Here is a 22,302-nt window from a genome sequence, read left to right as displayed (position 1 = left end):
GGCATTTTTAATACGCCAGTATAAAACGACTAACGCATCCACACTTTAATATCTGCCAGACCATTGGCTTGTAATACGCTAAGCTGTTGTTCAACATTATTAGTTTGCTCAAATTCAAACGCATCCAGCTGTTCATCAAATGTAATATTTGCCACACCATCACCACCGCGCTTTTTAACCTGATGAAGCGCGATATCTGCTAGATTTACAGAGGTTTCCCATCCGATAACTTGCCCACCAAGCAGCGGTAAAGGGTAAAATGAGTAACCAATTGATGCTGTTAAATTAATGCTTTCACCACTTGGTAGCTTGAATGAATGTTCTGCGACAGCTTTACAAAGATCTGATACATACTTATCAATAGCGCTGCGCTTAAAGTCTCGTAGTAAAAGCAAGAATTCATCACCACTCCAGCGTGCGACATAATCAGACCCTTGAGTACGCGAATTTAACAAGGCCGCCATTTGTTGTAAGCAACTATCTCCACCGATAGGTCCATAAGCGTCGTTGATCTTACTGAAACTATCAAAATTGATTACCAATAAAACTAATGATTTACCCTGTGCCTGTAATGATTGTGAGTTACGCTGGAAGTGCTCTATATCTTTCGGCAGTTGATCAAACAAAAAGCGACGACTTCTGAGGCCTGTTAGTTCATCTGAATGGCTGACAAGTTTGAGTTGTGAGTTAACCTGATTCAACTTGTCGTTAGCTTGACGAAGCTCTCCTGTACGCTCTGTAACTAAACTTTCTAAAGCCGCTTGTTTACGACGCTCCTGTTTTCTGAACACCCAAAAAACAAGATAAAACAGTAAAATAACCGTGCTGGTAATTAACAACCTAAAGTAAACCGTTTCATCAAATCGTTTAGGGACAATAAATGAATACTCTGCATTTTTTGCATTTTGCCAACCCTCACCTTGTCGTTTTGCTTCAAGTTGAAACAAAAATGCTCCCGGAGGTAAATTAGTATATATCGCTTCACGACGTGAGTTTGCGTAGCGCCAATCGTCATCTAACCCACTCAGTCGGTAGCGAAATTCAATACTGCTTGGAGCATAATAATCTATTGCCGTGTACTTAATTGTGAAGTCACGTTCGTCTGTATTAAATGAAGGGTTATCTCCTAAAGAAGCAACCGAAACAGAACGCATGCCCGTTGTTACACTTTCTACTTTAGGTCGTAATTTTTTCACTCCAAACAACTCAATGTCTTTTGGAATTTCCACAACTCCTTGCAAACTTGGATACCACATAGAGTTGTTGTGCTCTGCAACTGCATCGTGACCAAGTCCTGTGCAACATTGGCTCGCTTTACCATCTAGTTGACGGTCAAAAGAAGAAATTACCTGTTCAACCTTTAAACTTTCTATGTCGGCACTAAATTGTTCTACCGGCATACGGTAAACACCTTTCATTGTACTGACCCAAATGCGCTTTAATGACGCATCATAACGCAGGCTAAAGATAGATCCGTAAGGCAAACCGTTTGATGCGTCTAACTGGCGCCACTGACCTTGGGTGCTTCTATAGAACAAACCATCATTTAATGAACCAATTAAAATTGCTCCGCCATCCAGGTATAAAATGCTTGTTACATAAGCACTTTCTAATGACGTTTGATCACCCACCTTTTCAATACCGCGGTCGGTAAAGTAATAAGCACCTTTACTGGTACCAATAAGACCAAAATTTTGTTGCTCCAATACATAAGTAATAAATTTACTGCCTAAAAATGCATTGTATGCAAACGGTGTTATGCCGCCATAACTTAAACGGTACATACCCCGGCCAGTGCCCAGCCATAAGCCATCTTTACTTGAGTTGCTAATAGCAAACACGGGGTTATCTCTTAAAGCACGTCCAGGTACAGTAAATAAGGTTTTATTTTCATAAAAGTACACACCTCGACCTGTAGCAATGTATAAACGACCACTATCAAAGTGTAAATCATTTACAACGGCTCGACCGTATTGGTTGCTTGGGATCTGATTGATGAAGTTTTTGTTTAAGTCGAAATAACCAACACCACTTCTATTGGCAACCCACAACTTACCGTCAGGCGCTTTGGTAATTGCCATTACAGCTTCAGTCATTTGGGAAATAGCTGAATGACGCTCTATACGCCCCTCGTGAGCAAGCCATAACCCTTCGCTAAAGCTGGCTAACCAAACGTTATTATCGTTATCACGATACAAGTCAGCGAACCAGATATTTTGATCTAGCTGACTTGGCTCAACCCATTGCCAATCACCTGAATTATCCCTAACCAACAATCGCCCATAGGTTGAAATCCATAATGCACCATCTGAGTCGCTCATAAACTTATAAACAGCAGAGTTATTAGCATTAGGTAATGGGAAAGGACGAAGCTCATCATCTAAATCAAGAAAGTATGCACCCAACTCAGAAGCAAGATAGAGGTTTCCTTCAAGAAAGGTTAGGTCATGAATAATTGTTTGTGCAACACGCTCCGGTAACGATACTTTTGCGGTTAGCTCTAATCGTAACTTTGCAAAGTCAGATGAGGAGTTAGTCAAACGTAATAGCTGTCTTTCATTAACAAGCCAAATACCCTCAGGTGATAAAGCTAATTGACTTACCGTGCCTGTAATTTGTTTTACAGAACTGGCTTTCACTGTGTTATTCGATGTATTAGTATTTAATTTGAGGTCTATTTGATTGCGAGGAACAAAATACAAACCATTTGCTGCAATCCAAATACTACCGCGAGAATCTTCAATAACATCACGAACAGGGCCTTTAACTATGTACTCTTGAGCGGCCATTGTTTGTGGATCAACAACGACAATACCTTTTTTTGTGCCTACCCATAAATACCCCTCACTATCGATGATAAGTTTATTAATACCGTTACTCGGTAAAAAAGGGGTATTTAGCGTATTATAATTTGTGAAAGTATTACCATCAAAACGGCTAAGGCCAAACTGAGTGCCTAGCCACATATAGCCTTGTTCATCTTGAACGACGCTTTTTAATGATTGCGAAGGTAAACCGTTCTTTATATTCCACTGTTTAACAACATAATCAGTAATTGACGCACTGCTTGGTAAACTGCAAAACAATAAAATATAAACCAATAAAAACCGCATCATAACGTCAATACCTCGTTGAAAAACTAAGGTTAAAAAGGTAAATAACCCATTTTGAATAGAGCTTGTAAACAAATTAGTGAGAATATTCCCGCTAAAACATCATCTGCCATAATCCCTATACCACCATGTAGGCGCTTATCTAATATACGGATTGGGCCTGGTTTAGCAATATCAAAAAAGCGAAATAACAAGAACCCAACTAACAGTGATTGCCAGCTTAACGCCGCACCAATCATTGTTATATAAAAGCCAGCAACCTCATCCCACACAATTGCAGGGTGATCATGTACACCCAAATCATCGGCTGTTTTACCACAAGCCCAAACACCAAATATACTAATAACTACAGCAAATACAATTTGTAGCCAGAGCGGGTAATGCATGGTAATAAAAATAAATGGTAAAGCGGCAAATGTGCCAAAAGTGCCAGGTGCTTTAGGCGCTAAACCCAAGCCAAAGCCCAGACCAAAAAATTGGTGTGGGCGCTTTAAGTTAAATTTTGAGGGGTTATTCAAACCGGCTCCTTGGAGAAATGTTCAAAGCCGGTGTCATGAAAATCGAGCTTTTCACCATCAAGCGATAGCTCAATTTGTCCTTCACCACTTTTTATCTGACCGATACAGGTCGCTTCTACGCCATATTGGCGTAATTTAAGTTCCAACATACTCTTATTATCATCAGGCACAGTAAACAATAACTCATAGTCATCGCCATAATTGAGAATAAAAGGTAACTGCTGAGATTTATCTAATGTGTCTTGCATTGCATCAGATGTTGGCACTTTTTCAACATGGATTTGAGCACTGACTTGTGACATAGCCAAAATATGACCTAGATCTGCAAGTAAACCATCAGAAACATCAATAGCAGATGATGCCAAACCTCTAAGAACTTGGCCTGCCGCAACCCGAGGAGCAGGATAATCAAAGCGCTGATTCACATAGCGAAGGTGCTCTGGAGCAATTTTAAATTCTTGCTTGCGAGACTCAATAGCAAGACCTGCATCTCCCAATGGTCCAGTAACATAAATCCAATCACCTACTTTTGCACCACCTCGTCGCAGAGCTTTGCCTTCAGGGACAGTGCCTTTAGCACAAATAGTGATTGTTAATGGGCCTTGAGTTGTATCACCACCAATGATTTGCACATTATAGTACTCTGCAATTTCATGCATTCCCTCAGTGAACTCTTCAAGCCATTCAACATCTATATTAGGTAACGTCAGAGCAACTGATACCCAAGTAGGCTCAGCACCCATTGCAGCTAAATCACTTAAATTTACAGCTAATACACGATGCCCTAAAGCACGAGGTGAAATGTCATCAAAAAAATGGACGCCTGCCACAAGTGTGTCTGTGGTGACTGCTAATTGGCAGTTCGCAGGGACAGTTACTAAAGCACAATCATCACCAATACCAAGGTTTACATCGCGGCGAGTTACTCCACGCCCCTTAAAGTAACGATTTATTAATTCAAATTCCTTCATACACAAAAAAGCCGGCCTATGCCGGCTCTCCTTTTTGCAGTAAAATTACTTACGTAATTCTTTAACTGCTTTATCAAGTACACCATTTACAAATTTATGGCTGTCTTCAGCGCCAAATATTTTAGCAAGCTCAATGCCTTCATTGATTGCTACTTTGTAAGGTACATCTTCACGGAACTTCAGCTCATAAGCGCTCAGACGTAAAATCGCCTTTTCAACCATATCTAACTCATCAAAAGGACGTGTTAAATGAGGAGATACAGCTTCGTCAAGTTGCGTCTTATTTACAGCAACGCCACGAGCGAGATCTTTAAAATATTCAACGTCGATTTTAGTCACGTCGTTTTCGATCAACATTTGTTGTTCGATATCGGCAATTGCATTGCCACTTAGTTGCCAAGAATAAACGGCTTGAAGTGCTAAGATACGTGCTTTACGTCTTGCTGCTGGTTTCACAAAAATTCCTTAAACTTAAATTTTATCTAACACATTAACCATTTCAAGTGCACCTAAAGCAGCTTCGCCACCTTTGTTGCCCATCTTGGTGCCAGCGCGTTCAATCGCTTGCTCAATGCTTTCTGTGGTTAATACGCCAAATGCAACCGGGATATCATACTCAAGCGACACTTGCGCCAAGCCTTTATTTGATTCGCCAGCAACGAGGTCAAAGTGTGGTGTACCACCTCTGATCACAACGCCTAAAGCGATGATTGCATCATACTCTTTCTTTGCCGCAACGCGTTTTGCTGCCAAAGGTAACTCAACCGCACCTGGTACATAAATAACAGTGATATCATCTTCAGATACACCACCAGTACGCTTTAGTTCATCAACAGCACCTGCTAAAAGGCTGCTACCAATAAAATCATTAAAGCGAGAAATGACAATGGCAAATTTCTTGCCCGGAGCGTATTTATTACCTTCGATAATTTTCATTCGATAACCCTAAAAATAAGTTTAAGCGATTGCGCAAAAATTGCTGCGCATCATAGCACAAAAATAAAAAAATAGCCTAGCTTATTGCGGCTCTACGTAGTCAACCACTTCAAGGTGAAAACCAGAAAGTGCGTGATACTTTTTAGGTCGACTCATAAGGCGCATTTTCTCAATACCTAGATCCGCTAAAATTTGTGAGCCCACACCAACGGTACGTGATGTGCCTTGAAATTTACGATGACTCACATTTTCGCCCGCATCTTCAGCGGCAAATGCTTTAACTGTCGCCTCTAACTCTTCTGTATGCTCTTGCTTTCCTAAGATCACAAGTGCGCCTTGGTGCTGTGCAATGTAGGCCATTGCTTCAGACAAGCCCCAGCTTCTGTCGGCACTACGATCTGATAGTAAAATATCGTTGAATGTGCTTTGTAAGTGAACACGTACTAACGTTGGTTCATCAGCTTTAATCTCACCATTTAATAATGCGTAGTGCAGTTGGCCATCAATGGTGTCTTTATACGTTACTAGGTCAAACTCACCATGCTGAGTGGGTAACTTACACTTAGCAACCTGCTCAATAGTGGTTTCGTTTATGTTGCGATACTCAATTAAATCCGCAATAGTACCAATCTTAATATTGTGCTCTTTAGCAAATATTTCTAAATCAGGACGACGGGCCATTGTGCCATCTGCATTGAGGATTTCTACGATTACAGAAGACGGCTCAAGGCCTGCTAAACGTGCTAAATCACATCCAGCTTCAGTATGGCCAGCACGCGTTAGTACGCCACCTGGTTGGGCCATAATTGGGAAAATATGCCCAGGCTGAACAATATCTGATGGTTCAGCGCCTTTTGCAATGGCAGCTTGTACTGTACGTGCGCGATCGGCAGCAGAAATACCGGTTGTTACGCCTTTCGATGCTTCAATCGACATAGTGAAATTAGTAGAAAATGCAGCACCGTTGTTTTTAACCATTAACGGCAAGTCAAGCTGTTCACAGCGTTCTTGGGTCATAGTTAAACAGATAAGGCCGCGGCCATGAGTAGCCATAAAGTTAATTGCTTCAGCACTAATATGCTCAGCAGCAATAATTAAATCACCTTCATTTTCTCTGTCTTCGTCATCCATTAAAATAACCATTTTACCGGCTTTAATGTCATCAATAATTTCTTGCGCGCTGTGTAAATTCATAGTCTACTCATAATTAATTTGTGGAGTTTATTTTATAAAACCAGCTTGAGCTAATAAGCTCATTGAAATATCTGAGCTTGCTGGTTGCTCTGCACCTTTGATCAAACGCTCAAGGTAACGGGCTATTTGGTCAACTTCTAAGTTTACTGAAGTGCCAACTTTAAAGTCAGCAATCGTGGTTTGTTCTGATGTGTGAGGCACGATGGTGAGTTTGAATTTATTATCTTCAACCGCATTTACGGTTAAACTAATACCATCTACACATACTGAACCTTTGTATGGAATGTACTTCATCAACGCCGCATCGGTCGATAACCAATATTCAGTTGCGCGTGCGTTAGCTGTGATTGCGGTAATTGTTGCCATACCATCAACATGACCTGACACTAAATGCCCACCTAATCGCGATACTGGCTGCATTGCTTTTTCAAGGTTAACTTTTTGCCCTTGTTTGTAATGTGCAAATCCCGTCAAATCAATTGTTTCATTTGATAAATCAGCACTAAACCCATCATCATGCTTAGCAACAACGGTTAAGCAAACACCATTAGTGGCGATGCTATCACCTAGTTTTACATCTGCCATATTCAAATCATGGCTTTGAATACGAATAGCCAAATCACCTTGAGTTTTGCGCAAATCACTTATAATGCCTGTTGCTTCAATAATACCAGTGAACATAAAGTTTACTCTCAAAAATAAATTAAGACGATTTGGTGGCCGCCACACTAGCTGTGATACGAATATCACCGCCAATTAGCGTACAGTCACTAATTGTTAGGTTAATAGTATCTTGCATACTGGTTAGAGTTGCAAAGTTTAGTAAGCTTTTTGCATCATTTCCTAGTAGTTTAGGTGCAACATACACGATAAATTCATCAATTAAATTTTGCTGTGCCATCTCACCGGCCAATGTCGCGCCGGCTTCAAGCCATACTGTATTTATTTGTCTTTTAGCTAAAATTTGCAATGCAGCGAGTAAATCTACTTTTTGAGATTTTTCGGGCACTTCAACATGGCTAACGTAATGAGGCCATTGAATCGATTTATCAAGCTTAGTCGTAAGAATAATGATCTCGCTTTCAATACTGAATAAAGCAAGATCAGGTGTTAAACGGTTTTGAGAGTCAATAATAACGCGTATTGGTTGGCGAAGAGGTAAATTTGTTGGTAACGCTTGAGGCAGCTCATTAATACGTACATTGAGCTTAGCATCGTCAATTAATACTGTATCTGCACCCGTTAAAATGGCACAACTTTGCGCTCTAAATAACTGCACATCTTGGCGAGCTTGTGTACCAGTAATCCATTTACTTTGGCCATTTTTTAGGGCTGTTTTACCATCTAAACTAGCAGCCATTTTACATGTTACAAAGGGTAAGCCTTGTTCCATACGCTTTAAAAAGCCCCTGTTTAACAATCGAGCCTGTTGCTCAAGTAATCCTGAGGCAACTTCGATGCCGGCACTCGCTAATATTGCCAATCCCTTTCCTGCTACCTGAGGATTTGGGTCAACCATAGCAGCAATTACCTTACTGACGCCGACTTCTTTTAATGCTTGAGCGCAAGGCGGGGTTTTACCAAAGTGGCTACAGGGTTCAAGGGTCACATAGGCCGTAGCCCCTCTCGCTTTTTCACCGGCTATAGCAAGGGCGTTTACTTCAGCATGCCCTTGGCCCGCAACCTGATGAAAACCTTCACCTATCACTACATTGTCTTTAACTAATACACAGCCTACATTAGGGTTGGGTGTTGTGGTAAATCGACCTAAACTAGCTAATTCTATGGCACGAGCCATATAGTGATGATCTTGCTCAGTGAACATTTGAGCGCTCATACTACTCCCCTAAGCGTGCTATTTCTTCACCAAACTCTCGGATATCTTCGAATGAACGATAAACCGAAGCAAACCGAACATAGGCCACTTTATCGAGTTTTTTTAATGACTCCATGATGCATTCGCCAACGAGATGACTGGAGATCTCTCGTTCACCGGTCGCACGCAATTGAGATTTGATAATGTTTACCACCTCATCAACTTGCTCGGTGCTTACTGGGCGTTTTTCTAAGGCACGGTGTAAACCGTTAAGGAGTTTGTCTTCGTTGAAAGGTTCGCGACTGCCATCTTGTTTAATAACTCGCGGCATAACCAACTCAGCACCTTCAAAAGTGGTAAAACGCTCATGGCATTCGTTACATTCACGACGGCGTCTTACTTGATGACCACCACCAACTAAACGCGAATCAATTACCTTGGTATCTTTCTCAGAGCAAAAAGGGCAATGCATATAGTGTAAATTCCATAACTAAAAACAAAAAGGCCGCTCTAGGGCGGCCTTTATGATAGCAAAAAACATTGCTGTTGTTATCTAAATTACTGTGATTAAGCGTACACAGGTAATTTTTTACAGATAGCTTGTACTTTCTCTTTTACTTGTACTTGTACTGACTCATCGTTAATGTTGTCTAAAACATCACAAATCCAGCCTGCTAGCTCTTTTGACTCAGCTTCTTTAAAGCCACGACGCGTGATTGCAGGTGAGCCAATACGTAAACCAGACGTAACGAACGGAGAACGTGGATCATTTGGTACTGAATTTTTGTTTACTGTGATATTCGCATTACCTAATGCTGCATCAGCATCTTTACCAGTGATGTCTTTATCGATTAGATCAAGTAAGAACAAGTGGTTTTCAGTTTTGTCAGAAACGATTTTATAGCCGCGCTCTTGCATTACCGCAACCATTGCTTGTGCGTTTTTAACAACCTGTGTTTGGTATTCTTTAAACTCAGGTTGTAGTGCTTCTTTAAATGCCACTGCTTTTGCAGCAATAATGTGGCATAAAGGACCACCTTGGCCACCTGGGAATACAGCGCTGTTAAGCTTTTTATAAATAGCTTCGTCGCCACATGCTGAAATAATTAAACCACCACGAGGACCAGCAAGTGTTTTATGTGTTGTTGTAGTAACAACGTGTGCATGTGGTACTGGGTTAGGATAAACACCCGCCGCGATAAGACCTGCAACGTGAGCCATATCAACAAATAAGTAAGCACCTACTTTATCTGCAATTTCACGGAATTTAGCCCAATCAACAATACCTGAGTATGCTGAGAAACCACCGATGATCATTTTTGGCTTATGCTCAAGCGCTAAAGCTTCAACTTGTGCGTAATCAATTTCGCCTGTTACTTCATCAAGCCCGTATTGAATCGCATTATAAAGTTTACCAGAGAAGCTTACGTGAGAACCGTGAGTTAAGTGACCACCATGAGCTAAGCTCATACCTAGCACTGTATCGCCAGCTTCTAAAAGCGCTAAAAAAACGGCCGCATTAGCTTGTGAACCAGCATGTGGCTGAACGTTTGCGTATTCAGAACCAAACAACTCATTAGCACGGTCGATAGCCAATTGCTCAACTACGTCTACATGCTCACAACCACCGTAATAACGTTTGCCAGGGTAGCCTTCTGCATACTTATTTGTAAGCTGCGATCCCTGTGCTTCTAATACGCGTGGGCTACAGTAGTTTTCAGATGCAATAAGCTCAATGTGTTCTTCTTGACGAGCAGTCTCTTTATTGATTGCTGCAAATAACTCTGGATCGAAATCCGAAATATTCATGCTACGTTCTAACATGGGGGCTCCTAGGGCAACGTGTATGGTATTTTGAAGGCTGAATTATACGCTGAAAACGTCAATTTGCCTATGGTCTAAAGATGAACATATTTAAACAGGGATTGAATTTAATTCACAGTGTTTTTGTAATGATATTTTTTTATAGAAGCATAAGTATTATTAATAAACATACCACCTAAGCATTTACAATTATAATATACAATCACATTGCATACGTTTCTATTTAAACAACAATTTAATGAAATGTGATCAAGGATGATACTTTAACCGCTATGCTCGCAAAACCTATATACGAATCGATTCCCTATTTTTACTTCACCTTTGGTGCAAGCTGCTTACTTATCGCAAGCTCTATTATCCCAACCATGATTGGTATTCTAGTGTTTTTAAATGGGGCTAACATTTGGCGATTACGCTCTAACGCTCGACGGGTTGATCACAAAGTTAATCGCAAAAAAGTAAAGAAATACTATTATTACTATGAGTTTAAACCCTTTCTTTTATTAACTTGCGCACTACTTTTGATTAGGTGGGCTCCTTATCAAATAGTGACAATTGCAGGTTTAATACTGTGTTTAATCGCGATGCTGATAATATTGCTGAGAGTATTAAACAGGCGCTCACGCTCAATAGTGTGATTAACAACTTCACTAGTAAGAGTATTTTAATTACGGCTCAGCTTAGAGTGCAACAGCATTGCTCATCTCGCTGCTGTTGCACTTTAGGTCTAACCTAGCTTTTCTAAGATAATGTTTCGTAACTCTTCATAATCATCTTTAATTTCTTGTGCTAAACACGGCTTAGCAAGGGCATCTGCAAGTGGTTTTGGCATATCAAGTTCAATTTCTAAAATCTCTTCTACGCTTTCTTTAAACTTAGCCGGATGTGCGGTTGCTAAAAAGATACCGGCACTCCCTGGCGCTAAATCAGCTTTTAAGCCTTGATAAGCAATCGCCGTGTGTGGCTCTGCAACATACCCTTTTGTTTGAATTGCTTTCATTACTGCTTGGGTGTCATTTTCGTCAACACTGGTTGAATAAAAGTTATCATAACTAAACCAGTTGTTATCAAGCATGGTTTGCACGCGAGGCCAGTTATTAGGTTTACTCACGTCCATTGCGTTTGAAAGTGACTCGATAGTTATATTAGGTGCCCAGTTTTTATCTGCAATAAAACGCGGCACAGTATCATTTTGATTGGTTGTGGCGCTTAGTTTAGCAACGGGTAAGCCTATCACAGCACCAATCATTGCAGCACATACGTTACCAAAGTTACCACTTGGCACTGAAACATGCGCCGTTGCACGTTTTTCTTTTGGTAGCTGTGCGATGGCCTCAAAGTAATAGCATACTTGTGCCACTAAACGGCTAATATTGATTGAGTTCGCCGAGTTCAAGCCTAAGCGTGTTTTTACTTCATCATCTAAAAAGGCATTTTTTACCATGCTTTGGCAATCATCAAAACTGCCCTCTACTGCATAGCAATGAATGTTATTGCCAAGAGTAGTAAAGAGCTTTTGCTGAGCCAGTGATATTTTGCCTTTAGGGTATAAAATGACCACATCGATATTGGGCTTATTATAAAAAGCATGTGCCACAGCTGCGCCAGTATCTCCTGAGGTCGCAGTTAAAATAGTCGTTTTTTCGCCTTGGCTAAACTGCGCCAAGCACTCCGCCATAAAACGCCCGCCAAAGTCTTTAAACGCAAGAGTTGGACCATGAAACAGCTCTAGGCAATAAATGTTCTCTTCTACTTCCACTAATTTAACCGGGAAGTTAAACGCATTTTGCACCATTTGTGCCACGGTATCTGCCGGGAGCTCATCGCCAATCAGGTGAGATAAAATAGCCGAGCTACGGCTGACAAAATCCATATCAAGCAAGGCATCAATATCTGCCATAGGTGCTAACGATTCAGGAAAAAACACCCCTTGATTACGCCCTAAGCCTGTTTTAACCGCTTCAATAAATGATACTTTTTGCGTGTCGTCTTTTAAATTATGTAATTGCATTATTAATTCCTTAAATTCTTATAGCTGACGCGTGCCGGCGTTATCAAGCTTACAGATATAGCAAAAGCCTTGTTCGTTAATATAATTGCTTTGTAACCATTGCTCGCACTGTTTTGCCGCTTCAAGCGTTTTACACACAGTAAATAACGTAGGTCCTGCTCCTGAAATACTGACAATTTCAGCACCTAACTCAGGCAAAGCAGCTTTAGCTTCGCTAAACCCAGCAATAAGCGGTGCACGATGTGGTTCGGCTATTTCATCATTCATAATTGATAGAGCGTCATCAAAGCGACTCGTGAGCAGTAGCGTGCTAAACGCCGATAAACGCTGGGCAAATTCTACACTCGCATGCATGCTTATCTGCGTAGGTAACACCGAACGCGCCTTGGCTGTATTGAGTGAAAAACCAGGAAAAGCCGCCACGTAATACCAGCTATCATCCACAGGTAAACTAATCGATTTATCCGGGATTAGATCGCCCGTTAACTGCAAACCCCCTAAGTAACATGGAGTAATGTTGTCATAATGACGACCGCCACTGACAATGGCTTCAAAGTCAGCCATTAACTCAATGAGTGCAACTTGACTAAGCTTTGTATCAGCAAACTTATCAAGCGCTGCAAATGTGGCAACTACTGAGCAAGCACTTGATCCTAACCCTGAGCCAATCGGTAAGTTCTTTTTCAGTTCAAGCTTAACCGTAGGCATATTAGGTGCAACATGTTCACGAAAATGCACCAAACATTGATACGCTAAATTTTCACTGGCGTCACTGGGGAGCTTATGGGCATAGTCACCAGAGCAAATAAACTCATCAGCTGGCGCTGAACTAACAGCCACTACATCACCCAATAAAGTGCCATCAATCGGCGCAAGTGCTGCACCTAAGGCATCAAACCCTACCGCAAAGTTACCAATAGAAGCTGGCGCGTATACTTCAATCATAGCCCTCTCCTAACGCGACAATGTTTTTAAGATATCAGCGAATACACCCGCAGCGGTTACAGCAGAGCCTGCACCATAACCACGAATTACAAATGGGCGCGGTTGGTAGTACTCACTCAAAATTGCTAATGCGTTTTCACCATCACGGATAACACTCAATGCGTGGCTAGAGTCAACAGCCTCAATACCTACTTTGCAGTGACCTTGTTTGATTGTGCCAACATAACGTAGCACTTTGCCTTCACTCGCAGCACTTTGAATACGGTCATTAAAGGCAGCATCTAAGCTAGGCAACTTAGTCATAAAGTCATCAACACTGTCATCTTGTGCAAACCCTTCTGGTAGCACAGATTCTACTTCGATATCACTAAGCTCTAATTTTAACCCAGCCTCGCGAGCAATGATTAATAGTTTACGTGCAACATCAGTGCCCGATAAGTCATCACGCGGATCTGGCTCAGTAAAACCGCTTTCTTTTGCTTTTACTGTGGCCTCTGATAGTGACAAACCATCTTCTAAGGCACCGAACATATACGACAACGAACCCGATAAAATACCGCTGAACTCAAGTAGCTCATCACCTGCACCAAATAGCGACTGCAAGTTATCAATAACCGGAAGGCCTGCGCCTACGTTGGTTTCATATAAAAACTTACGGTTATTTTTTTGCGTTGCACTAATTAAATCTTGGTAATAAGTATACGAGCTGGTTGTGGCTTTTTTATTGGCCGCAACTACGTGGAAACCAGCATTTAAAAAGTCAACGTATTGCGCAGCTAATGCATCCGAAGATGTACAATCAACCAGCACCGGATTGATTAAATGATTTTGTTTTACAAATTGTTCAACCAGCTTCAAATCAAAAGCCTGCTCTGATTCTGCAAGCTTTTGCTGCCAATCAGCAAATGCAATGCCTTCGCTGTCTAAATGAAGTTGACGAGAGTTAGCAACGCCATATAAGTTAAGTTTAATGTTACGTTTTTCAAGCCACGCTTGCTGACGCTCTAACTGCTGAATTAGCTCTTGCCCAACTAAGCCACAACCCAGTAAAAATACATCAATTGATGGGACATGAGTAAAGAAGTTTTCGTGGCATACTTTAACTGCATCGTTACACAATTCACCGTCAATAACTGCTGAAATAGCACTTTCAGTCGAATCTTGTGCAATTGCAACAATGTTTACCTGTGCTTGCGCTAAAGAGGCAAAAAACTTAGCAGCTAAACCTTTGTGTGCGCGCATGTTGTCACCAACGAGCGTAACAATCGCTAAATTACGCTGTACTTGTACTGGTTCAATTAAGCCCGCTTGCGACTCTAGTTCAAAAGCCGTTTGTAAAGCTTCAAGTGCAAGAGCTAAATCTGATTCATGAACACAAAAGCTGATACTAAATTCACACGACGATTGCGTGATTAACACGATAGACACGTTATCATGGGCAAGTGCATTAAATACCTTTGATGCCATACCTACTTTACCTTTCATGCCAGGGCCCGACACCGTTAACATAGCAAGATCTTGTAAGCTAGACAGCGCTTTTACCGGTTCATCTGATGAGTAATCATTACCAATTAATGAGCCTTGCGCCTCTGGGTTATGCGTATTTTTAATTTCACATGGCACGCCCGCTTTAGCGCACGGTAAAATGGTTTTCGGGTGAAGTACTTTGGCACCAAAATACGACAGCTCCATCGCTTCTTTATAAGATAAGAAATCGACCTTAGTTGCCTTTTTAATATAGCGAGGATCGGCATTATAAACGCCATCTACATCAGTCCAGATTTGGCACACATCGGCTTCTAAACACGCTGCTGCAATTGCCGCAGAGTAATCAGAGCCATTACGGCCAAGTGTTGTTAGCTCACCTTGTTCATTGCTTGCCGTAAAGCCAGGCATGATATAAATACTGGCAGGGCTTTCTTTTAACGCCGCTTGAAAACGAACCTTACTTGCAGCTAAGTCAGCTTCAGCATCAATATGACCACCTGTAGAAGCGATACAAGCTGTTGCTTCTAAATAACGTGCACTGTGCGAGCCCAATAAACACTGCATTAGTGACACACTCACACGCTCACCAAAACTAATAACATACGCACGCACTTGATCAGGGCAACATTTAATAAGTTTTACGCCTGCCAGTTTATTGCTTAATTCATCAAGATCAGGCCAGTTCTCGACTTGACCAAAATCGGCTTCTACCGCACTTTTTAAACTTTCACAACGCTTTGTTAAAGCTTGCCATTGGTCGCTGTAATCAAGCCCTTGCTCTGCACTACTTGCCAGTGCAACTAAAGAGTCTGTCATTCCGCCTGGTGCTGACAGCACCAATAACATTTCATCTTTTAACTGTGCTTTAACCAACTGAGCTACCTGTTGTAAACACGCAAAGTCGGCGAGCGATGACCCACCAAATTTTAATACTCGCATTTTTTATGTTTCCTCATCCCATAAAACGAAAAAAGGCCTGTGTTCTTAGTGAACACAGGCCTTTAAATTTGTTGCACCGACCTATGCCACTATCCAGTAAGAATGGTGGTTGTAATAATAATGGTCAGTACGTGATTATTTGTTTTCATAGCCTTTAGACTGCACTAAAGGAGGCTATACTGTCAACCCTACATAAAAAGATAAATTATGTCTTTTGGTTATATTAAGAACTATCTAATACCAAATTTATGCAAAACTTCTTTCAACCTTGGTTTATCTATTGGCTTGTGAATAAAGTCAATCGCCCCCAATTGAGTGACGCGTAGCTTCATTTTTTCTTGAATATCGGCTGAAATAACTAATACAAAACACTCAATTTTTTGTGCTTTTATAGCTTCTAATACCTGCACGCCATCTACTTCAGGCATGGTTAAATCAAGACACAGTAGGTCAAAGCTCTGGGTCTTCATAAATTCAAGTGCTTCTTTACCGTTTTTAGCCTGCTTGATATCTGCATCAATACATTCATTTAAACAGCGCACTACTTGCTTACGTGCTACAGTTGAGTCGTCACAGACTAATACAGAAAAATTCATACCTTTAACTACTAGTTTAAGAATAAAAAAGTTAATAAGTGGATCATACACTCATTGCGTTTTGACAAGTGATTATAGATTTTATATCACAAATAATAAAATGAGATAAGCTTAAGTTTTTGCTAAAAAAAGAAAATTTCCTTACTTTGTTGCTTAATAAACAATTCTTTTATTTATTTTTATACGTTTATTAGCTAACTTTAGTAAAAGCAAAACGTAATTCAATTGCCACCAAGGAGCTATGGACAATCCATGCTACAAAAAAGTCTCTCAAAAAAGCTATTGACCAGCGTATTATCTGTCTACTTTTTACTTACATTTGTCGTCACTTGCGGCCAAGTAATTGCTGAATATATCAATACTAAAGATTACATTCGCAACGAGCTAACTACGTTACAAAAAACTTTTAGCCGTAGTTTAACTCGCGCAATTTGGGAGTTAAACACAAAGCAAACCATCACAACAGCTGAAGGGCTGCTTGCGATCCCAATGATTGAGGGCATTATTGTACGCGATGATAGCGGTGAAATAATTTCACAACTAGGCCGCTCATTAGATATACGAGAACTATACAGCCAGCAGCTTGTTCAAGAAGAGGCCATTATTGAAGATACGCCTTCAGGTTTATTTGGTTACACTTTCCCCTTAATTTTTGAATTCTCAGGACGCGCCACTCAAGTAGGTGACGTGACTCTTTTCTCAAGTAGAGAAGTTGTCTTTAGCCGAATTATGATCTCAATTTACTTTTTAATAGGTAATGCGATGATCAAAACCACATTTTTGATCATTCTATTTTTAATGGCCTTTAGGAAGCTTTTGACCGATCCTCTTGCTCAATTAACAGAGCAAATAGAAGATTTAGAACTGAACGATATTGAAGGACAACACATCAATATTGAAACAACTGAACATAACGAATTAAAAGTTATGGAGCAGTCTTTCAATACATTGATAGATAAAGTAGTGCAATACCGTAAAGAACTTGAGCACACTCAAAAAGAACTTATTATCAGTAATGAAAAGCTTGACCAACAAAATCTACAATTAGAGCAGGAAGTGGCACGAAAAACCTCTAATTTGAGCCAAGCAATGATGGACTTACAGCAGCAAAAGTATGAGCTTGAAAAACAAAAGCTAACATTGACTGAAGAAGTTGATTTACGCCGTCATACAGAGCAAGAACTCCTTACTAAGCAAACTCAGCTACAACGCTATGTTGACGAGTTAAACATTGCTCAGGAGCGCTTAGTTAGTTCGGAAAAGATGGCTGCATTGGGTGGCTTAGTCGCAGGTATTACTCACGATATCAATACACCAGTAGGAATAGGTGTTACAGCTACGTCGTTTTTACAAGAGCGATTAGTGCAAATCGAAGCTGCATATAAAGACAAAACACTCTCGCCAAAAGCGCTAGAAGAGTTTATTAATGACGCTAAACAAAGCACCAGCTTATTAACCAGCAACCTTGATAGAGCGTCAGAGCTTGTCGCTAGCTTTAAGCAAATAGCTGTTGACCAAGCAAGTGAAGCAGTGCGTACTATTAATTTTAAGGAATATCTCGGTGAAGTAATTCGCTCATTACACCCTAAGATTAAAAATACTAGCCACCACATAAATTTAGATTGCCCTGAAGAGCTAACACTGAACTTACCCGCAGGAGCTATTAGCCAGATTTTCACTAATTTGATCATGAATTCATTGATTCACGGTTTTGATGGATTAGAAAATGGCATTATTGATATCATAATCAAAGATGATGATGATTACGTTGTTATTGATTTTAAAGACAACGGTAATGGCGTGAGCGAGCAACAACTAGAAAAACTATTTGACCCATTTTTTACCACCAAACGTGACCAAGGCGGAAGTGGTTTAGGTACGCACATTACATTTAATTTAGTTAAGCAAACATTAAGTGGCGATATCGACGTAACAAGCTCGCCGGGTAATGGTCTCCACTACCATATTAGCTTTCCTAAAGACATGCCAAAGCCACTTTCTATCTTCAATAATTAACGGCATTTTAAGTTTAGGTTAATGCTTGGCTTAATTGCTGAGCATTAACTAAATCAGCCGTTCCAGCATCCGGTTTTTATTGCTATGATTGAGCAAATTTACCAAATGGATCAATTCCCCTATGTGGTTTAGTAACCTAATTTGTTACCGCTTTAAACAAGACGTTTCATACACTCAAGAAGACTTTGATAATGCCCTAGAGCAAGATGTTTTTCGCCCTTGCGGCAGTCAAGACTTAAGCACGTTTGGCTGGACCAAAGCCTTTGGTAAACACGGTGAATCACTTTCACACTTTTCTCAAAAAAGTATCTTAGTGTGCGCAAAACGTGAAGAAAAAGTTTTACCCGCTGCCGTTGTAAATGAAATGGTTGCTGAGAAAATTGAGCAGATTGAAGCTGAAGAAAATCGCCCAGTAAAGAAAAAAGAAAAAGATGAGCTTAAAGAAAACATTCTTCACACTTTGTTACCTCAAGCTTTTAAAAAATCGAGCTTACAATTTGCTTTTATCGATCAAGAAAACGGCTGGGTCGTGGTAAATAGTGGTAGTTTCAACAAAGCAGAAGAACTATTAGCACTATTACGTAAATCACTGGGCACTTTACCAGTTGTTCCTGCGTTTGCAAATTATGACTTAGACGTGTTTTTAACTGACTGGCTAACCAACTTTAGTACTCCTGAAGGGTTTGCAATTGGTTCTGATGCAGAACTTGAAGAAGCGGACGACAGTGGCGCACAAGTAAAACTTAAAGGCCATGATCTTGCCTGTGACGAAGTTAAATCACACCTTGAAAGTGGTAAGCGAGTGACTAAGCTAGCCCTTGATTGGCAAGAACGTCTTAAGTTTATGTTACAAAACGACGGGTCAATCAAACGATTGAGTTACTCAGAGACACTCAAAGAAGAAAATGCTGATATTCCTAAAGAAGATATGCTGATTAAGCTTGATGCTGATTTTATTTTAGCTTCTGAAGAAATAAAGCAAATGTTAGAAGAGCTAACGTCGGGTTTAGGCGATGCTGACGATCTAGCTTAACCCTAAAAAATAAGCGCCTATGTGGCGCTTATCAATCTAGGTAAAGCTTTAACTAGCTAAAAACAGCTTTCACATCATCTAACATTTCATTGTATTCATCAGTAGTAAACACATCTAAAGACGAGATAGTGCCCTTATCGATATACATCTGTAAAGCAGCTGACTTATCAGAAACTTGAAGAATACCTTCCATAATTGCACCAATACGAATGAAATCAACATAGCAAATATGCTCAGGACGATAATTTGGATTTGCCCAACTCTCAGCTACTTCCACAAATTCATCAGTAAACTCCCAAGCGCGCATAATAGCCCCACCTACTTTTCCACTCAGTTTTTGAATTGCATGAGCTAAAAAGCTTGGATTTGCAAACACCTCAGGATGACGCTCAGCCTCAGTTAAAATAGGTAAAACACCGATATTATAAACAAGGGCTGCTAAGGTAATTGTGTCTCGATTTAATGAGGTTTGCTTGTTCTCTTTTAAGAAGAACTCCATAAGCGTAATAGAGTGGCATGCCACCTTAAGCGTTTTTTGCCATGCTTTATCCATATAGCCTTTGATTAGCTCGTTTTGAGAAACAAAGAGTTGTTCCATCGCCATAGCGGTTGCAATATTCTTGATTTGCCTTAAGCCGATACGCGTTACTGCTTGGTTTAAATTAGATACTTTAACTGAGCGCCCCATAAATGCACTGTTTGCCACTTTGATCATGCGAGCAGCTAGTGCCGGATCATGAGATATTACATCAGCCATCTGCATTAAGTTTACATCTGGGTCATCTGCCGCTTGGCGAACGCGAATCGCAATTTCAGGTAATGTAGGTAACACGAGAGTGTCATTATTAATTCGGTCAACCAAAATGGTTAATAGTGCGTTTTCTGTTGACATAAATGTGTCATCCTTTGTTATTAGCTTGCTGAAAAAGCCAAACTATGGAACTTTTATTTGTTATACCCACAGTATTGTCTAAGTTCTCGCTAAAGTTAAGGAAATTACTGAAATTATCTCGCTTTATTTTATAACTAAGCTCACTTTGTCCAGTCTGTTTATAAAATTGCAGTAAACTTGCTATTTGCGCTTAAGGTTTGCTTTAATGCGTTATTCAAGCAAAGCTAGTAACCCAAAGTGACTGGCTATTAACTTCTCTTTTAACAGGCAATAAAATGACTCTTAACCAAATTAGCAAAGCACTCGTTTTATGCGGTGCCGCTTTTCTTAGTGCATGCTCAGAGCAAGCTACAACCTCAAACTCAGACACATCAGCTGAAAATAAAACTCAAAAACCACTCTCGCAGCAGCTTATTAATGTCGATACAGACCGCTTAGCTATTTATACTGACTTTAGCTTAACCACAGATCTTTCGCATTTAACTGATAATCAAAAAGCGATGATCGCAACGTTAATCGATGCCTCAAAAATTATGGATGAGCTATTTTGGCGTCAAGCATTTGGTGAAGACAAAGCCAGCTTTTTAGCAAAAATAAACGACCCGAAAGTACAAAAGTTTGCCGCCATTAACTACGGCCCTTGGGACCGCTTAAATGGTGACCAAGTGTTTTTATCAGGTTATGAAGAAAAAGCACCTGGCGCACAATTTTATCCTGCAGACATAACAAAAGAAGAACTAAATAATGCAGACATCAAGGATAAAAACGGACTGTACTCAATTGTAAAACGTGATGAAGCAGGTAAGCTTTATACAGTTGATTACTCTGTTGAATACGCACAAGCACTAGAGAAAGCAGCTGGCCTATTGCGTGAGGCAAGTAAACTTGCTGATGATAAAGAGTTCGCGAACTACTTAAACCTTCGTGCTGATGCGCTACTGAGTAATGAATACCAAGCATCTGACTTTGCTTGGATGGATATGAAAAACAACCCTATCGATGTGGTTATTGGCCCAATTGAAACATATGAAGATCAATTATTTGGCTCACGTGCGGCATTTGAATCTTATGTACTTGTTAAAGACTTAGCCTGGAGCGAGCGCTTAGCCAAATTTGCAGCTTTCTTACCTGAGTTACAAAAAGGCTTACCTGTTGATGCTAAATACAAACAAGAAGTACCAGGATCAGATGCAGACCTAAACGCATACGACGTTGTTTACTATGCAGGTCACTCAAATGCGGGTAGTAAAACAATTGCTATAAACTTGCCGAACGATGAACAAGTTCAACTAGAAAAAGGCACACGCCGTCTTCAGCTTAAAAATGCCATGCGCGCTAAGTTTGATAAAATTTTAGTACCTATCGCAGAGCAATTAATTGTACCAGAGCAACGTAAGCACATTACTTTTGACGCATTTTTTGCTAATACGATGTTCCACGAAGTTGCCCACGGTTTAGGTATCAAAAACACAATCACAGGTAAAGGAACCGTTCGCCAGTCTTTACAAGAACACGCCAGCGCGCTTGAAGAAGGAAAAGCAGACATCCTTGGCCTTTACATGGTTGAACAATTACTTAAAAAGGGCGAAATCACGCAAGGTACACTGGTAGATTACTACACCACGTTTATGGCGGGTATTTTCCGTTCAGTGCGTTTTGGAGCTTCAAGTGCTCATGGTAAAGCAAACATGATCCGTTTTAACTTTTTTGCCCAAGAAGGCGCTTTCTCTAAAAACGAGCAAGGCCTTTACCGTGTAAATATGGAAAAAATGGGTCAAGCAATGGCTAAGCTATCTGGGCTTATTTTAACTTTGCAAGGCGATGGCGATTATCAAAAAGTAGATCAACTTATTGCTACTCATGGTGATATTAAGTCAGAACTTGCTAAAGACTTAGAAAAGCTCAGCCAAGCCAACATTCCTGTGGATGTAACCTTTAAACAGGGTAAAGACGTGTTGGGTTTAAATTAACAACTAACAACGCTATCATTATTAGGGGACTAAGACTGAA

The 22,302-nt window shown here is 40.4% G+C and carries 18 protein-coding genes; 3 read left to right on the top strand and 15 right to left on the bottom strand.

Going from position 1 to position 22,302, the window contains the following annotated elements; genetic code table 11:
* Positions 1-29 precede the first annotated feature (29 nt).
* The 14 genes from ACHUE3_RS12605 to ACHUE3_RS12540 form a co-directional block, all read right to left on the bottom strand.
* Complete coding sequence (locus ACHUE3_RS12605) at positions 30-3,116, bottom strand: diguanylate cyclase domain-containing protein (RefSeq protein ID WP_394192759.1); 3,087 nt, start codon at positions 3,114-3,116, stop codon at positions 30-32.
* Between the two features lie 29 nt (positions 3,117-3,145).
* Positions 3,146-3,631, bottom strand: coding sequence for a phosphatidylglycerophosphatase A family protein (locus ACHUE3_RS12600; RefSeq protein WP_394192758.1), 486 nt, complete (start codon positions 3,629-3,631; stop codon positions 3,146-3,148).
* Positions 3,628-4,602 (bottom strand): thiamine-phosphate kinase, encoded by a 975-nt coding sequence (gene thiL, locus ACHUE3_RS12595; RefSeq protein WP_394192757.1) that lies wholly within the window; start codon positions 4,600-4,602, stop codon positions 3,628-3,630. The genes ACHUE3_RS12600 and thiL overlap by 4 nt, the downstream gene beginning before the upstream one ends.
* Positions 4,603-4,647: 45 nt before the next feature.
* Complete coding sequence (gene nusB, locus ACHUE3_RS12590; RefSeq protein WP_394192756.1) at positions 4,648-5,058, bottom strand: transcription antitermination factor NusB; 411 nt, start codon at positions 5,056-5,058, stop codon at positions 4,648-4,650.
* 15 nt (positions 5,059-5,073) lie between these two features.
* Entirely contained in the window at positions 5,074-5,538 is a 465-nt protein-coding gene (gene ribH / locus ACHUE3_RS12585) for a 6,7-dimethyl-8-ribityllumazine synthase (protein ID WP_008110216.1), read from the bottom strand.
* Positions 5,539-5,619: 81 nt separating this feature from the next.
* On the bottom strand, positions 5,620-6,732 hold the full coding sequence (gene ribBA / locus ACHUE3_RS12580; RefSeq protein WP_394192755.1) for a bifunctional 3,4-dihydroxy-2-butanone-4-phosphate synthase/GTP cyclohydrolase II: 1,113 nt from the start codon (positions 6,730-6,732) through the stop codon (positions 5,620-5,622).
* Between the two features lie 27 nt (positions 6,733-6,759).
* Positions 6,760-7,413 (bottom strand): riboflavin synthase, encoded by a 654-nt coding sequence (locus ACHUE3_RS12575; RefSeq protein WP_394192754.1) that lies wholly within the window; start codon positions 7,411-7,413, stop codon positions 6,760-6,762.
* Between the two features lie 22 nt (positions 7,414-7,435).
* The gene (ribD, locus tag ACHUE3_RS12570; protein WP_394192753.1) at positions 7,436-8,569 is read right to left on the bottom strand and encodes a bifunctional diaminohydroxyphosphoribosylaminopyrimidine deaminase/5-amino-6-(5-phosphoribosylamino)uracil reductase RibD; all 1,134 of its coding nucleotides are present in this window, start codon (positions 8,567-8,569) and stop codon (positions 7,436-7,438) included.
* Between the two features lies 1 nt (position 8,570).
* Positions 8,571-9,020 (bottom strand): transcriptional regulator NrdR, encoded by a 450-nt coding sequence (gene nrdR / locus ACHUE3_RS12565; RefSeq protein ID WP_058561959.1) that lies wholly within the window; start codon positions 9,018-9,020, stop codon positions 8,571-8,573.
* Positions 9,021-9,115: 95 nt separating this feature from the next.
* Positions 9,116-10,372: a serine hydroxymethyltransferase gene (gene glyA / locus ACHUE3_RS12560; RefSeq protein ID WP_394192752.1), complete on the bottom strand. Its 1,257-nt coding sequence runs from the start codon at positions 10,370-10,372 to the stop codon at positions 9,116-9,118.
* Positions 10,373-11,099: 727 nt separating this feature from the next.
* Positions 11,100-12,383, bottom strand: coding sequence for a threonine synthase (gene thrC, locus ACHUE3_RS12555; protein WP_394192751.1), 1,284 nt, complete (start codon positions 12,381-12,383; stop codon positions 11,100-11,102).
* A gap of 18 nt (positions 12,384-12,401) precedes the next feature.
* On the bottom strand, positions 12,402-13,328 hold the full coding sequence (gene thrB / locus ACHUE3_RS12550) for a homoserine kinase (protein WP_394192750.1): 927 nt from the start codon (positions 13,326-13,328) through the stop codon (positions 12,402-12,404).
* A gap of 9 nt (positions 13,329-13,337) precedes the next feature.
* Positions 13,338-15,755: a bifunctional aspartate kinase/homoserine dehydrogenase I gene (gene thrA, locus ACHUE3_RS12545; protein WP_394192749.1), complete on the bottom strand. Its 2,418-nt coding sequence runs from the start codon at positions 15,753-15,755 to the stop codon at positions 13,338-13,340.
* A 230-nt stretch (positions 15,756-15,985) separates the two neighbouring features.
* Positions 15,986-16,351, bottom strand: a complete 366-nt coding sequence (locus ACHUE3_RS12540; protein WP_394192748.1) for a response regulator — start codon at positions 16,349-16,351, stop codon at positions 15,986-15,988.
* A 252-nt stretch (positions 16,352-16,603) separates the two neighbouring features.
* Between ACHUE3_RS12540 and ACHUE3_RS12535 the strand changes: the two genes are divergently transcribed.
* Together ACHUE3_RS12535 and rdgC are read left to right on the top strand one after the other, a co-directional pair.
* On the top strand, positions 16,604-18,367 hold the full coding sequence (locus ACHUE3_RS12535; RefSeq protein WP_394192747.1) for a sensor histidine kinase: 1,764 nt from the start codon (positions 16,604-16,606) through the stop codon (positions 18,365-18,367).
* Between the two features lie 121 nt (positions 18,368-18,488).
* Complete coding sequence (rdgC, locus tag ACHUE3_RS12530; protein WP_099296340.1) at positions 18,489-19,400, top strand: recombination-associated protein RdgC; 912 nt, start codon at positions 18,489-18,491, stop codon at positions 19,398-19,400.
* A gap of 52 nt (positions 19,401-19,452) precedes the next feature.
* On the opposite strand, the gene ACHUE3_RS12525 is transcribed toward rdgC, so the two are convergent.
* Entirely contained in the window at positions 19,453-20,292 is an 840-nt protein-coding gene (locus tag ACHUE3_RS12525) for an HDOD domain-containing protein (protein ID WP_394192746.1), read from the bottom strand.
* A 275-nt stretch (positions 20,293-20,567) separates the two neighbouring features.
* On the opposite strand from ACHUE3_RS12525, the gene ACHUE3_RS12520 reads away from it, so the two are divergent.
* Positions 20,568-22,262 carry a dipeptidyl-peptidase 3 family protein gene (locus ACHUE3_RS12520; protein WP_394192745.1) on the top strand — a complete coding sequence of 565 codons (1,695 nt, stop codon included), beginning with the start codon at positions 20,568-20,570 and terminating at the stop codon, positions 22,260-22,262.
* Positions 22,263-22,302 lie beyond the last annotated feature (40 nt).

The sequence above is a fragment of the Pseudoalteromonas atlantica genome (assembly GCF_043641955.1).
In the GTDB taxonomy this organism is placed as follows: Bacteria; Pseudomonadota; Gammaproteobacteria; order Enterobacterales; family Alteromonadaceae; genus Pseudoalteromonas; species Pseudoalteromonas atlantica_A.
This window is presented reverse-complemented; position numbering and strand designations above follow the sequence as displayed.